Source organism: Dyadobacter sp. OTU695 (genome assembly GCF_038440355.1).
Classification (GTDB): Bacteria; Bacteroidota; Bacteroidia; order Cytophagales; family Spirosomataceae; genus Dyadobacter.
This window is the reverse complement of the sequence record NZ_JASATN010000009.1, coordinates 220,403-233,671: the sequence shown is the minus strand read 5'-3', so window position 1 is coordinate 233,671 and position 13,269 is coordinate 220,403. Positions and strand designations below refer to the sequence as shown.

The following is a 13,269-nucleotide window of genomic DNA, read 5'->3' as shown; positions in this document are numbered from 1 at the left end:
GGATTAAAACTAGCGCTACGGACAACTAGTATGCAGGATTTTCGATAGACGGCTCCACCAGAAAATCACCGGGCGAAATCGGTGATTTCCAGTTTTCTATTTTCAACAACCTGAAAAATTCCGTTTCCCCGATCTCCCTGACCCCGCCTGGCGGCAGATCACCCAGCTCCAAATCCTCGATACTGGCGCGGATGAGGCGTTTGCACCGGTGATTGGCCGTTCGCACCATCTTGCGGACCTGATGGTACTTGCCCTCCGTAAGTGTAATGCTCAGCCAGGTATTCGGGACTTCGGGCTGAGTTTCATTCTTATGTTTACCTAAAACCGCTGGCCGGTCGATAATTTCCACTTCGCACGGAGCGGTCGTGTAATAGCCTCCACCTTTCACACGTATGGGTATACCCGTACGTAGCAATTCTACCGTTTCGGGCGGAACAATATGGCCTACATTCACCCAATAAGTACGCTTGTGCGGCACCTCGCCCAGAAAAAGCAGGTTAGTAACTCTTTTATTGGTAGTAAGTATCAGCAATCCTTCCGAAGCGCTGTCCAGCCGGCCAATCGCATGCGTCCCCTCGGGAAACTCAAAATCCAGCGTCCCCAGCAACCGCACCTCATGCGAGCTGACGAACTGAGAAACCATATTGGGCGGCTTATTGATAATGAAGTAACGGTGCGGTGTTGGAGTCATAGATAGTTAAAATTCCCACTCCAAATTTTTCGGATCCTGATGACTATTCCAAATCGTCAGAATATGTATGTCCGAGTCGGTTTCCTCGTAAATGATAAAATAGTCGCGAACGATCTTGATACGAACGAACTCAACATCAGTTCGCTTACCTATTTTCGGATACATTGCTACCAGTTGAACAGCCTCATTAAAGAGGTGATTGAGCTTTCGGCTGTACGTTTTGGATTTATTCCGATGAATCCAATACTCCAATATTTCCTTTCTATCAGTGTGTGCTCTGGCAGACCAGATTACTTGTTTAGCCATTCGTCTATCTCTTTGTTGGCTTGGTTATTGGTCAAGTATTGCCCTTTTCTTATTTGTTCACGTGCTTCGTCGATGGCCGCCCTTTGCCCTGTATTTAATTTGTAGGGCTCTTCCAAATCGGAATCCGTTCCCAACAACCGGTACGCTTCGGCCAGAATTTCCTCATCATCGATCTCTTTGATCCTGTCGATCAATCGCTCTTTCAACCCTGTTGCTGACATCTTTTTCGTATTTGTTTTATCCGAATATACGAGTTTTTCCTTTGTGCTTCCTCACTTCTTGTGCCCTGCCTCATAATGCGCCTGCAACAAATCTTCCCCGAAGTCACTCGTCAAATCCCTTACCACGGAATGAATATGATTACCGCCATTCTGTGTGTTGTCAAATTCGATCAGGAAAGTCGGGCCGTGGATGCGGTAGTAATGGCCGTGACCGGTACCGATTTCGGGTTGCTGGTCGCCGAGCCAGGCAAAGTGGATTTTATCAAGTCCGCTCTTTTCAAGCTCCGCCCATTGCTGGTTTTTGAGCGTGACGTGATACCGTTGCAGGTAGGCCATAATGAGTTTTTTAAATGCAGCTTTTTGAGCAGCATTCAACTCGCCCATCGCAATGCCTTCCATTTTGGCGAGCGAAGCTTTTCTGGTATTGGATGTAAATATTTCGTTGGGCGCTTTCGCGCCGAGATTTGCTTTTGTGAGTTGCTGAGAATCCAGGCTGTGGAGCAGCTCGAAGGCCAAATCCTGTTCAGATTGGAGGATCCGCCTGCCTTTCTGTGGCACATCGGCCATTACCTGGCCGGGGTTGCTTCCAAAAAAGCTGGGCGTATAGGTAACCTGGTTGTCGACCGACGAGAAATGCAGCGACAAATGATGCCCTTCCACCCGCCAGCCCCAGGGCTCATTGCCCGGCGTGCCGAACACGAGGAATGCGTAGTTCTCAGGGTCGCGGTAAGTATCGTTGGCAGGCCGGGACTCTACCACCCGTAGTACATTTTCCAGATCAATAATTTGCTCGGCCTTGATGTAACCTTCCTGGCTAAGTACGGCGCGAACCATTGCCATCGCGGCCTTTCGCTGGGCAGCGGTCATGGTTTTGAAAGTAATACCTTTACGGGCGCGCGGCGTAAAATTCCAGTCGAAACGCGCCAGGTCGGCGTAGGGGAGTTCCGTTTCCTGCCGCTGCTCGGGAGTAAGGGATTTCAGGAAAGTAGTTACCGTCCCGCGCATTTCACGGGCGAGCTCGTCGCTTTTCTGAGCCAACGCAGATGAGCCGGTCAAAACAGTTGCAATAATTCCTGCATACAAACACCATACTAGCTTTTTCATATTGTTTCGGTTTGAAATAAATCCCTGTTTATCACTCCACTAAAAGCCTGCGTGCGGACGGTTTCTACCTGAAATTGGTATTACCCGATCTTCCCTGCGCAATTTCCCCGAAAGCCATTAGTTTTGCCGTTTATTTGAATCAATATGATGAAGTGGGAACAATTGCTCTCGGCGAAACGCTGGGGCAGCGAAGACAAATACAATTCCGATCCGACAGAGGCACGCTCGGAGTTCCAGCGCGATTACGACAGGCTGATCTTTTCTTCACCCTTTCGCCGGTTGCAGAACAAAACCCAGGTTTTCCCCCTTCCAGGAAGCATTTTTGTCCATAACAGGCTTACCCACAGCCTCGAAGTGGCAAGCGTAGGCAAGTCGCTCGGGCGGATGTTTTACAATGATCTCAAAACCAGGAACCATCATATCGACGACGAGTTGCCGCTGATCAGCGAGATCGGCAATATCATCTCGGCCGCCTGTCTTGCACACGATCTTGGCAACCCCGCATTCGGGCATTCGGGCGAGGCGGCCATTTCGCATTACTTTACGGACGGTGATGGTTTGAAATATAAAAATCAGGTCAGCGAAGCGCAATGGGCCGATCTTGCACACTTTGAGGGCAATGCCAATGCGGTCCGCATTCTCACGCATCCGTATGCGGGCAAGGGTTATGGCAGTTTTGCATTGACCTATTCCACACTTGCCGCCATTGCCAAATACCCATGTGAGTCACTTGCTGGGCATCAGAAAGCGAATATTTATACCAAAAAATACGGTTTCTTCCAGTCGGAGCAAGCTGGTTTTCAGAAGATCGCCGCCGAATTGGGCATGTCGCAGGTTTCCGATTCGCCGGTGGTTTACAAAAGGCACCCCCTCGTGTACCTGGTGGAGGCTGCGGACGATATTTGCTACAATATCATCGACCTTGAAGACGCCCACCGACTTAAAATCCTGTCTTACCAGGAAGTAGAAGCACTCCTGCTCGACCTCTGCAACGATCCGCGAATGCCTGGCCGCCTGGCCGAAATAGAAGATGACGATGCCAAAATCGGCCTGCTTCGTGCGAAATCGATCAGTACCCTCATCGGCGCATGCTCGGAACTGTTTATCAAGGAACAGGAAAGCATTCTGAATGGCGATTTCAATGCGAGCCTGATCGATCGTATCCCCGAACCACACCGGTCGGCGATGAAGGAAATCGGGGATATTTCAGTAAAGAAAATCTACAATTACTCGTCGGTGGTGCAGATCGAAGTGGCAGGTTACAAAGTAATGGGCGGATTGCTGGAAGAATTCGTACCAGCCTATCTCCACAACAACTCGCATTACACCCGCAAGCTTGTGGAATTGATCCCCAAACAGTTTATCACCACCAAAACAGATCCGTATTCCAGGATACAGACGGTTCTCGACTTTGTATCGGGCATGACCGACCTTTACGCAGTAGAACTATTCCGTAAAATCAAGGGGATTTCATTCCCATCTATTTCGTAGCCAAACCAGATTTATCTTTACTGTGCAGCGTTAAGCGTAAAATTAATTCGTTCTCAAAAGTTTTATGTAAATTGTTGATCGAATTAAAAAATCGCAACCTCCTGTACCTATGCAGATTGAACAGTTTGTCTATTCGGATAGGCCGTCTGAAATCCAGTTCTCTTTTTCTCCGCAATTGCTGTTTATTTTCGGCGACCGGGAATTGCTTGAAACGACGGATATCCCGGGCCAGCTAGCATTACAATATCCCGATGCCATATTTTCCGGATGCTCAACGGCCGGAGAGATCGCCAACGAGTCGGTAAAGGATCACACCATCGTTGTTACGGGTATCGCTTTCGATGAGGTTTCGATCAAAAGTTCTAAGATCAGTCTGGAAGACATTGCCTTCGACAGCACGGAAGCCGGAAAGCGGCTCGTCTCGCAACTTCCCGTTCAAGGCCTTAAACATGTATTTGTCGTCTCCGACGGCCTGAAAGTCAACGGTACCGACCTTGTGAAGGGCATGACGAACGGATTGTCGGACGGTGTTACCATCACGGGCGGCCTCGCAGGCGATGGCTCACATTTCGCCCGTACGATAATTGTTGAGCCCGATGGGAAAGTCACAACAGAAAGCGTGGCGGCTATTGGATTTTATGGCGAAAAACTTTCGATCGGATATGGCTCTCGCGGGGGCTGGGACAGTTTCGGGCTCGACCGCAGGGTAACCCGTTCCAAAGACAATATTCTCTATGAAATCGACGGCGAACCGGCGCTGGACCTCTATAAATCTTTCCTGGGCGAAAAAGCGAAAGAACTGCCCGCTTCGGGCCTGCTTTTCCCGCTGAGCATGCGCGACAGTGAGGACCGCGCACCCGTGGTACGCACCATTCTGGGAATCAATGAGGATGAGAAGAGCCTGACGTTCGCCGGCGATATTCCCGAAGGCTCGTTTGTGAGATTGATGAAAGCCAATAATGACCGGCTGATCAACGGTGCCGAGGAAGCGGCCGGGGAAGCCGCTCGCGGCCTCGATAATAGTGCCGAGTTTGCCATACTAGTGAGTTGTGTCGGACGCAAACTGGTGTTGAAGCAAATGGTGGAAGAGGAGGTAGAAGCCGTCTCCGAAATGCTGGAAGGCCCGGTGATGACCGGTTTCTACTCCTATGGCGAGCTGGCGCCGTTCAACCGCGATTCGTTATGCGAGTTGCATAACCAGACCATGACGATTACCACCTTCAGCGAATAACCAATGCAAACGCTCGAACTGACCGACACCAGTTACCACCGGCTCTTAAAACGACAGATCAGAAAGTCGTTACCTCCCGAACTTGCCGAGCACCCCGACATTCAGGGGTTCCTGCTCGCTGTCAACCAAGCCTATTCCGAATACCAGGACGACCTGACACGGATGGAGTTGATATTGGAGCAAAGTTCCGGTGAGCTTTTCAAAGCCAACCGCGAGCTGAGCCGCATTGCACAGGAAAAAACAGAGGAAGCCGCCGTCACCAGCAAAAGGCTCGAAGAAGTGGTAGGCAGTATCTCAGAAGTACTGGTGCAGCTTGATCAGGAAGGTAATTTTACATACCTCAACCAGGCGTGGGAGATCATAACGGGCTATCCGGTAGGCACAAGCCTGGGCCAAAGCTTTGCAGGTTTTCTTCCTTCGCTCGAATCCAGGGAAAAGCTCGTTGAAATACTCAAAGACGAAACCCCGGGCAAGGAAGAAACCTTGCGAATACTCACCGCCGGCGGATTGGAAAAATGGTTGGGTGTTTCATTGAGCCCGTATTTTGCCAACGGCCGGCATATTGGCTTTACAGGCACGCTTTCGGACGTCACCGCGCGCGTAACGGCCGAAACCAAGCTCAAATCCTACACCCGCGACCTGGAACGGATCAATGCAGAGCTCGACCAGTTTGCTTACGTCGTGAGCCACGACCTGAAGGCGCCGCTGCGGGCGATCAACAACCTTTCGGAATGGATCGAGGAAGATATCAGCCACCTGCTGGAAGGCGAAACGAAAGACCAGTTCAGGCTCCTGCGTGGGCGCGTACACAGGATGGAGAATCTCATCAACGGCATTTTGTCCTATTCCCGCGCAGGCCGGATCAAAACCGTGAAAGAGAAATTCCTGATCAGGGGCCTCGTAGATGAACTATGTGAATCATTCAGTACTAAAAAACCACTTTCTTTCCGGATCGAGGGAGATGCAGGCATGGAAATCGAAGCGGAAAGAATCGCATTGACCCAAATCCTGCAAAATCTGATTTCAAACGGTATCAAGTATAACGACAAGGCCGAGATTCATATCACTGTGGGTTGGAAAGACCTTGGCAGCCAGTTTGAATTCTATGTCGGCGATAACGGCCCCGGTATTAGTCCCGAGTTCCACGAGCGGATATTCGTGATTTTTCAGACGCTCCAAGCGCGGGACGAAGTGGAAAGCACCGGAGTGGGCCTTGCTATTGTGAAGAAAATACTAGATGAAAAACATAGCCAGATAAAGATTGAAACCGTCATGGGAGAAGGGACCACATTCCGTTTCACATGGCCGAAAAACGAAGCAAAAGACATATGACAATGTCAAATAACCCATTTAACTCCATTCAATTTTAACAAAAATGTCCTTTTCCTCTCCTGTTCCGATGACCATACTCCTCGTAGAAGATGACGAAGTAGATGTGATGAATGTCAAACGGGCATTCAAGAAAAACAACATTTCCAACCAGCTCATTGTCGCCTCCAACGGCATTGAGGCATTGACGTTGCTCCGTTCCGAAACTTTGGAATATCCCAGGCCAAAAATCGTATTGCTGGACCTGAACATGCCCAAAATGGGCGGTATAGAGTTTCTCAAGGAGATCAGACAAGATCCGTCGCTCAGCTCGCTATCGGTTTTCGTGATGACAACTTCCAACGAAGACAGCGACAAGATCGACGCCTTTAATCTGAACGTTGCCGGGTACATCCTCAAACCATTGTCCATGGACCGGTTCATTGCCGCGGTATCCACACTGAACAGCTATTGGACCTTGTGCGAATATCCTCAATAGCGACATTCACTATAAGCCCCCGTTTATGCCCCCTCTATCCATCTTGCTAGTTGAAGACGACGATATCGATGCCATGAAACTGAGCCGCGCCATCAGCAAGGCACAGGTCGAAATAGGCGAGATCAGAATATGTAAATATGCCGAAGAGGCGATCCAGATGCTTGATATCTGGACGCCCGGCTGCATTTTCCTGGATTACCAACTACCCAAAACCAACGGATTGGAACTGCTGAAAACGGTCAAGGAGCGGGCACCACACCTGCCCGTGATTGTGCTTACATCGCATGGCGACGAACGTCTCGCAGTGGAGATGATGAAGGCCGGTGCACTGGATTATTTTCCCAAATCAGAAGTTACCGCCGAAAAACTGACGAAGGCCTTCCATACCATGAGCCAAATGCTCGAAATGGAGAAAGGCCGGGAAGTAGCGGAGCATGAACTGGCTGAAAAAGAAGAATTTATCAATAAAGTAGCGCTACTTTCTCCTAACATTATTTATGTAATCGATATCGAGAAATGGACCAATATTTTTCATAATAAACAGATTTGGAAAATATTGGGCTATTCGGAATGTGAGGTAGAAACCGATACGCGAAAGGGCCTTGCGCGGATTATCAACGAGCAGGACCAGCACACGTTCCGCGCCCATTACGATCACATGCGGTACCGCGTAAAGGATGCGGAAGTGGTAGAGAAGGAGTTCAGGCTGAAACACAAGGACGGCTCCGAAGTCTGGATCATCACCCGTGAGGTACCATTTAAAAGGAATGCGAGAGGCCGTGTGCAGGAAGTACTGGGTACGGCGATTGACATTACTTCGCGTAAAATAGTCGAACGGGAGCTGATCCAGGCCAAAAAAGACGCCGAAGAGGCGACGCGGATCAAATCCGACTTCCTGTCGACAATGAGCCACGAAATCCGCACGCCGATGAATGCGATCATCGGATTTACGGATTTGCTGCTATCGAGCGGGTTTACAGGACAGGAGCAGGAGCACCTAAAAACCATCAAATACTCCGCTGATAATCTGCTGGTTATATTAAATGACATTCTTGACTTTTCTAAAATTGAGGCGGGAAAGTTCGGGCTGGAAAACTTTGAGTTCGACCTGCGTGAGAAGCTGGGGTACCTGATGAAAACTTTTGAAATCCGGGCCAAAGAAAAGTCGATCGATTTTACGTTCGATTGTAGTAGCGAAGTACCCCAAATCGTCATGGGCGACCCTTACCGGCTGAATCAGATCATGGTCAACCTGATCGGTAATGCCATCAAATTCACGGAGGAAGGTGGTTTCGTCAAAGTCGGTGTACAACTCGCCCAGGATCATGGCGACAATATCGACCTTAAAATAGCCGTCTCCGATTCAGGAATAGGCGTTTCGGAAGACAAGCTGAATATCATTTTCGACAGCTTTTCACAAGCGCATAACAACAATGCCGAGCGCAATTTTGGTGGTACGGGGCTGGGTTTGAGCATTACCCGGAAAATCACCGAGCTCATGAAAGGGTCTATTTCCGCCAGCAGCAAACTCGGTGAAGGCAGTACATTCACGGTAGTACTCAATTTTGGTAAAGGAAGCACCTCCTACGAAGAAGAAAAAACCGACGCACCCGCGACGTTGTCGTTGAAAGGCTTCCGTATTCTGGCCGCTGAGGACATTCTGGCCAACCAGATCCTGCTGAAACATCTGCTCAACAAATGGGAAGCGGAGTTCGTGATCTGCAATAATGGAAAAGAAGTGCTGCACGTGCTCGAAACGAGCGATTTCGACCTGATTTTAATGGATATCCAAATGCCGGTTATGGATGGCATAACTGCTATGAAAAAGATACAAAGCTCATACCCAAGGCACCGGAATGTACCCGCAATCGCTCTCACAGCCGACACTTTCGCCGAAAAAACCCCGGAAATAGCGGCCTGCAATTTCAGTGGCTTTGTCACCAAACCCTTCAAAGCAGAGGAATTGATACGGGTTATCAGCCAACATTTAAAACTAAAAACCCATCCTACACCAGCCGCACTCAGCTGATCTCCCGGGACGGCTACCTGTTCTGCGGAAAATTGCACCAGCAATCGCTGGGTTCCCCAATTGCTAACTCCAAACTGATATATTTGTACTAATCGGAAATATCAGTTCTACAAAGTGAAATTTTCTTTGTAGAGTAATCTACAAATCATATATTTGCAACAATGAAGTTCTCTTCAATCCCCGAAGCATTCGAATGGTGGCTAAAAAACGAATATCCAGATCTGCCAGCCGACTTGAAGAAGGGAAAACCTGTATCTGCATGGCGTGACTACACGCATGGCGGAGGTGTTTCAGAGAAGAGAATGAAAGCGATATTAATCGAATTTGGCAAGTTCAAAATCGAAACCATCATTACCCGCGAGCCTTAACCGGCTTTTTATTTGCCATTAATTTGTAGAGTGTTCTACAAAGCTCAGTCTGTAACTAAACTAATCTTAAACCTATGAAGGCGTTACAAGTAGAAGCCCCTGGCGAAGCGCCAGACAATGAACACGAAATCATCAAAGCATTCTTCCAAACCGACAGTGCCAGCGAAATCATCAATTCGTTGACGTTCATGACGGAAAGTCTTTTGTGCGCAGAAAACATGGAGAATATTAGCTTGGAAATGCGGATGCATATTGTGAACCAGAACCGGGTCATTAATTTGATTTCGAAGTTGGGGGAAAATTATCGGTGATGGTAACGAATGGGACGGCTCAGGAGGCTCCGAATGGAGCCGCTTTCCTACGTATCATGTTCCGGCTAGAAACAGGATGTTCCTCCGGAACAATATATGCAAGGTTGATTCCGGAGGAATCGCCTGTTTATGAGAGTCAAAAGGCTAGATCCCTAGCCGCTTTCGTACGTTTTATTTCCCAGCTAGAAACAGGATGTTCCTCCGGAACAATACATGCAAGGTTGATTCCGGAGGAATCGCCTGTTCACAGCACTCAGGAGGCTCCTTCCGGAGCCGCTTTAGCACGTTTCATTTTCCGGCTAGAAACAGGATGTTCCTCCGGAACAATATATGCAAGATTGATTCCGGAGGAATCGCCTGTTTATAGCATGTCACCGCAAACAACATCATCGGGCTCCGGATGGAGCCTCCTTGATGCAAAACGCAGCCTTAAATGCCTCGTTTCAGCAACTCAAACCAATTCAGCACATTAATACCCGTGGAACGCAAAACTGGAAAAATATGGAATCAGATTCCATATTTTTCCAGTTTCGATACAATACACTCTTAATCAATACTTAACAAACAGAAAAAACCCGCGTTTCTGTCGTGATATAGATTTTCCGATCGTCGGCCAGGCCCATTTGGTACCCGCCTGTGAACACTCCGAAGCTCGGAAGAATGGCCTGGTGTTTATCGACGACGAAGCAGGGAAGCCGTACGCTCTGGCGGCCTTTTCCGTAGGAAGTGAAAACCGGATGCACGTGGCCCGCGAAAACGAATTTGGTAGCATCAAATTCCACTTTTGGATGGTGTGTAAATATGAATATATCTTCCTCATAATCATTTACATAAACCTGCAAATTACATTCAAGCAACAAGCTTACAGGCAGGATGTCGTGGTTGCCCATGACGATGATCATCTCGATATAATGGTGCTCGTCGCGCCATTCCCGAAAGGTTTCCCACTCGGAATTGTATTCGTTGTGAAAAAGGTCGCCAAGGAAAATAATGCGTGTGGCGCCGGTTTGTTGGACCAGCTCGTCGAGTCGCTGGAAGTTGTTGGCGGCAGCATTGTTAGGGATCGCAATGCCTTCTTTCCTGAAATGCGTTATTTTCCCTAAATGCAGGTCTCCGATCAGTAATGTTTGCGTTTCCTCCCAAAAAATCGCCCTTTGCGTCAATAATATAAAGTGGTTGCCTCTGATCTCAATCTGCATTACTATACTGTTTGATCATTCGCTGGATCCTGTCGTCCAGTTTTTCCGAAGTTAATTGTTCCCGAAGCCTGTCCACCATGATCGGGAACGAAAACGGTGTCGGTCTGTCGGTATGTTGTATGACTATTTTCTGATGTTCGATCCGCGCGAGTGCCTCTCGCATGCGGACTTCTTCGAGCTGGTAGGTCAAAACTTCCTGGTATGCCTGCTTGATCAGCAGGTTATTGCCCTCATACTTACTCATGACCGTGAAGAGCAGCGAACTGGATGCCTGCAATTGCCTGGTCTTGACATATTTACCAGGATAACCCTGAAACATCAACCCCGCAATGGCGGCAATCTCCCGGAACTTCCGCTTCGCCATTTCCGTCGCATTCACGCTCTGGTAAATATCGTCTACAAGGTGTTTGGTCGAGAAAAGATCCGTTTCACCCAGGATTTCAGCCAGATCGACATACTGATCACTTAACAACTCAAAACCATAATCGTTCATCGCCACCGAAAACGTGATCGGCCGTAACTGGCTAATGCGGTAGGCCAGCAAAATCGACATACCCTCATGCACCAGCCGCCCTTCAAACGGGAATATAAAGATATGATATCCCTCGCGGGTTTCGCATTGCTCGATCAGCAACTCGTTGGTTTTGGGAATGACCGAGCGCTTCGCCTGCAATTCGAGCAGCGGCTGCATTTTGGCCAGTTCCACTTCCTTATGCGGGTTTTCAATGGCGTCGGCAAGGCGCTCGCGAATGAATGCGGAGAGCTGGGAAGACAGCGGCATCCGTCCACCGGCCCAGCGGACGAGGTAACCTTTCTTGCCCTCGGCCTTTTTCACCGTCACGGTCATTTCATGGATCCGTACAAATTCCACGCTCATGCCCGCGAAGAAGAAAACGTCGCCCGCTTTCATCCAGGTAACGAATGATTCTTCCACCGCGCCCAGATATTTACCGCTCTGCAACTTTACTTTCAGCGAAACTTCCGAAACGATCGTACCCATACTCAGCAAATGCCGGTGGGCAATGCGCCGGCTCGTCACCACATAGCGACCATTCACCCGCTCTACCTTCTTGTATTCGTCATAAACCGTGAGCGACGAACTACCCGTGGTAATATATCCCAAAAGCCACTCCCATTCCTCCCGGTTCAAATATTGGTAACCGTACGCATTCCGAACCTCCTCGAAAAGCTGCGCTTCATCAAACCCCTCGCCTACCGCCAGCGTGATCATCCATTGAGCCAAAACATCGAATGCGTGAGCAACCGGCGGACGGTCCTCGATCATGTTCTTGATCACCCCCTCCCTTAGTGATACGGCTTCGATCAGTTCCAATGCATTGGTAGGACAAAAATAGATCTTGCTATCGACGCCCGGCTGGTGCCCGCTCCGACCTGCCCGCTGAACAAACCGTGCAATACTTTTGGGGCTTCCAACCTGAATAACCGTATCGACAGGCCGAAAATCGACCCCTAAATCGAGACTGGCCGTGCATATGACCAGTTTCAACCGCTCGTCATGCAATGCCTCTTCCACCCAATCGCGGATCTCACGGTCGAGTGAGGCGTGGTGCAGCGCCATTATGCCGGCGAATTCCGGGTATTTCTCGATAATCGTTCGGTACCAGATCTCCGTGCCTGACCTCGTATTGGTAAAAAGCAGCGTCGTGCGGCTCTTGTTCACGACTTCCACCACCTTATCCACCAGCCTGATCCCCATATACCCCGACCAGGGCAGCGTTTCCACTCTTTCGGGAATGATACTTTCAACCAGGATCTTCTTTTCGGTATTCGCCCTGACTATCACGGAGTTTTCCTCGGGGAACTGCATGCCGAGGAGAACCTGCTTCGCTTCTGCCAGGTTTCCGATCGTTGCCGAGATACCCCAGGTCTGTAAATCCGGGTTAATGGTACGCAGGCGTGCCAAAGCAAGCTCCGTCTGCGTGCCGCGCTTGCTGCCCATGAGCTCGTGCCACTCGTCTATGACAACAGTATGCAGGTTTTTGAAGAATTCCGATGCGTTCTTTTGCGTAAAAAGCATGTGTAAACTCTCCGGCGTGATAATGAGGGCGTCGGGCATTTGCCGCTTCTGCTCGTTACGCTCGCGCGTACCCGTGTCGCCCGTACGTATACCCACGCGCCATGTGAGGTTCATTTCCAATGCCGCCATTTCCATATTCCGGAAAAGATCTTTCGAAAGGGCACGAAGCGGCGTGATCCAAAGTACTTGAAGGCCCTTTTTAGTCTTTACCGGCTTTTTGGGAAGCGAATTGATGTGCCTGATCAGGATCGGCAGCCAGAGCGAGTAAGTTTTCCCGCTGCCCGTCGGTGCATTCACCAAACCACTTTTACCTGCCAGATAAGCCGCAGCCGCTTCCTTCTGAAAGGCGGCCCACTTCCACTTTTTATCTTTAAACCATTGCTCAACAATGCTATGTCCGCGGGATTTGGTCAAGGGAGGAATTTTTGATTTGAATTAACTAAAACTGTTGTGTAAAAGCAATCCAACTTCTG

Annotated in this window: 13 protein-coding genes; 7 read left to right on the top strand and 6 right to left on the bottom strand. The window is 49.3% G+C overall.

Annotation, left to right across the window (positions count from 1 at the left end; translation table 11 throughout):
• Nucleotides 1-25: 25 nt before the first annotated feature.
• From AAHB90_RS18265 to AAHB90_RS18250, 4 genes are read right to left on the bottom strand one after another with little or no spacing between them, the layout of a single operon-like run.
• Complete coding sequence (locus AAHB90_RS18265; protein WP_342086634.1) at nt 26-691, bottom strand: pseudouridine synthase; 666 nt, start codon at nt 689-691, stop codon at nt 26-28.
• 6 nt (nt 692-697) lie between these two features.
• Entirely contained in the window at nt 698-997 is a 300-nt protein-coding gene (locus tag AAHB90_RS18260) for a type II toxin-antitoxin system RelE/ParE family toxin (RefSeq protein ID WP_342086633.1), read from the bottom strand.
• Nucleotides 982-1,218, bottom strand: a complete 237-nt coding sequence (locus AAHB90_RS18255) for a hypothetical protein (RefSeq protein ID WP_342086632.1) — start codon at nt 1,216-1,218, stop codon at nt 982-984. The genes AAHB90_RS18260 and AAHB90_RS18255 overlap by 16 nt, the downstream gene beginning before the upstream one ends.
• Nucleotides 1,219-1,269: 51 nt before the next feature.
• Complete coding sequence (locus AAHB90_RS18250) at nt 1,270-2,322, bottom strand: DUF3500 domain-containing protein (RefSeq protein ID WP_342086631.1); 1,053 nt, start codon at nt 2,320-2,322, stop codon at nt 1,270-1,272.
• A 144-nt stretch (nt 2,323-2,466) separates the two neighbouring features.
• Between AAHB90_RS18250 and AAHB90_RS18245 the strand changes: the two genes are divergently transcribed.
• The 7 genes from AAHB90_RS18245 (at nt 2,467) to AAHB90_RS18215 (ending at nt 9,559) form a co-directional block, all read left to right on the top strand.
• Entirely contained in the window at nt 2,467-3,813 is a 1,347-nt protein-coding gene (locus AAHB90_RS18245; protein WP_342086630.1) for a deoxyguanosinetriphosphate triphosphohydrolase, read from the top strand.
• Between the two features lie 109 nt (nt 3,814-3,922).
• Complete coding sequence (locus tag AAHB90_RS18240) at nt 3,923-5,044, top strand: FIST signal transduction protein (protein ID WP_342086629.1); 1,122 nt, start codon at nt 3,923-3,925, stop codon at nt 5,042-5,044.
• Nucleotides 5,045-5,047: 3 nt separating this feature from the next.
• Nucleotides 5,048-6,376 carry a sensor histidine kinase gene (locus AAHB90_RS18235; protein WP_342086628.1) on the top strand — a complete coding sequence of 443 codons (1,329 nt, stop codon included), beginning with the start codon at nt 5,048-5,050 and terminating at the stop codon, nt 6,374-6,376.
• A gap of 43 nt (nt 6,377-6,419) precedes the next feature.
• Nucleotides 6,420-6,851, top strand: coding sequence for a response regulator (locus AAHB90_RS18230; protein ID WP_342086627.1), 432 nt, complete (start codon nt 6,420-6,422; stop codon nt 6,849-6,851).
• A gap of 25 nt (nt 6,852-6,876) precedes the next feature.
• On the top strand, nt 6,877-8,880 hold the full coding sequence (locus AAHB90_RS18225; RefSeq protein WP_342086626.1) for a response regulator: 2,004 nt from the start codon (nt 6,877-6,879) through the stop codon (nt 8,878-8,880).
• 161 nt (nt 8,881-9,041) lie between these two features.
• Nucleotides 9,042-9,248, top strand: coding sequence for a hypothetical protein (locus AAHB90_RS18220; protein ID WP_342086625.1), 207 nt, complete (start codon nt 9,042-9,044; stop codon nt 9,246-9,248).
• 74 nt (nt 9,249-9,322) lie between these two features.
• Nucleotides 9,323-9,559 (top strand): hypothetical protein, encoded by a 237-nt coding sequence (locus tag AAHB90_RS18215; RefSeq protein ID WP_342086624.1) that lies wholly within the window; start codon nt 9,323-9,325, stop codon nt 9,557-9,559.
• A 557-nt stretch (nt 9,560-10,116) separates the two neighbouring features.
• On the opposite strand, the gene pdeM is transcribed toward AAHB90_RS18215, so the two are convergent.
• Both pdeM and AAHB90_RS18205 read right to left on the bottom strand, forming a co-directional pair.
• The gene (gene pdeM / locus AAHB90_RS18210) at nt 10,117-10,758 is read right to left on the bottom strand and encodes a ligase-associated DNA damage response endonuclease PdeM (RefSeq protein WP_342086623.1); all 642 of its coding nucleotides are present in this window, start codon (nt 10,756-10,758) and stop codon (nt 10,117-10,119) included.
• Nucleotides 10,748-13,210: a ligase-associated DNA damage response DEXH box helicase gene (locus tag AAHB90_RS18205; protein WP_342086622.1), complete on the bottom strand. Its 2,463-nt coding sequence runs from the start codon at nt 13,208-13,210 to the stop codon at nt 10,748-10,750. The genes pdeM and AAHB90_RS18205 overlap by 11 nt, the downstream gene beginning before the upstream one ends.
• Nucleotides 13,211-13,269 lie beyond the last annotated feature (59 nt).

Coding starts and splice junctions, on each gene's coding strand:
- AAHB90_RS18230 (WP_342086627.1), top strand. CDS start 6,420: ATGTCCTTTTCCTCTCCTGTTCCGATGACCATACTCCTCGTAGAAGAT.
- AAHB90_RS18220 (WP_342086625.1), top strand. CDS start 9,042: ATGAAGTTCTCTTCAATCCCCGAAGCATTCGAATGGTGGCTAAAAAAC.
- AAHB90_RS18255 (WP_342086632.1), bottom strand. CDS start 1,218: ATGTCAGCAACAGGGTTGAAAGAGCGATTGATCGACAGGATCAAAGAG.
- AAHB90_RS18260 (WP_342086633.1), bottom strand. CDS start 997: ATGGCTAAACAAGTAATCTGGTCTGCCAGAGCACACACTGATAGAAAG.
- AAHB90_RS18215 (WP_342086624.1), top strand. CDS start 9,323: ATGAAGGCGTTACAAGTAGAAGCCCCTGGCGAAGCGCCAGACAATGAA.
- AAHB90_RS18235 (WP_342086628.1), top strand. CDS start 5,048: ATGCAAACGCTCGAACTGACCGACACCAGTTACCACCGGCTCTTAAAA.
- AAHB90_RS18265 (WP_342086634.1), bottom strand. CDS start 691: ATGACTCCAACACCGCACCGTTACTTCATTATCAATAAGCCGCCCAAT.
- AAHB90_RS18240 (WP_342086629.1), top strand. CDS start 3,923: ATGCAGATTGAACAGTTTGTCTATTCGGATAGGCCGTCTGAAATCCAG.
- pdeM (WP_342086623.1), bottom strand. CDS start 10,758: ATGCAGATTGAGATCAGAGGCAACCACTTTATATTATTGACGCAAAGG.
- AAHB90_RS18225 (WP_342086626.1), top strand. CDS start 6,877: ATGCCCCCTCTATCCATCTTGCTAGTTGAAGACGACGATATCGATGCC.
- AAHB90_RS18250 (WP_342086631.1), bottom strand. CDS start 2,322: ATGAAAAAGCTAGTATGGTGTTTGTATGCAGGAATTATTGCAACTGTT.
- AAHB90_RS18245 (WP_342086630.1), top strand. CDS start 2,467: ATGATGAAGTGGGAACAATTGCTCTCGGCGAAACGCTGGGGCAGCGAA.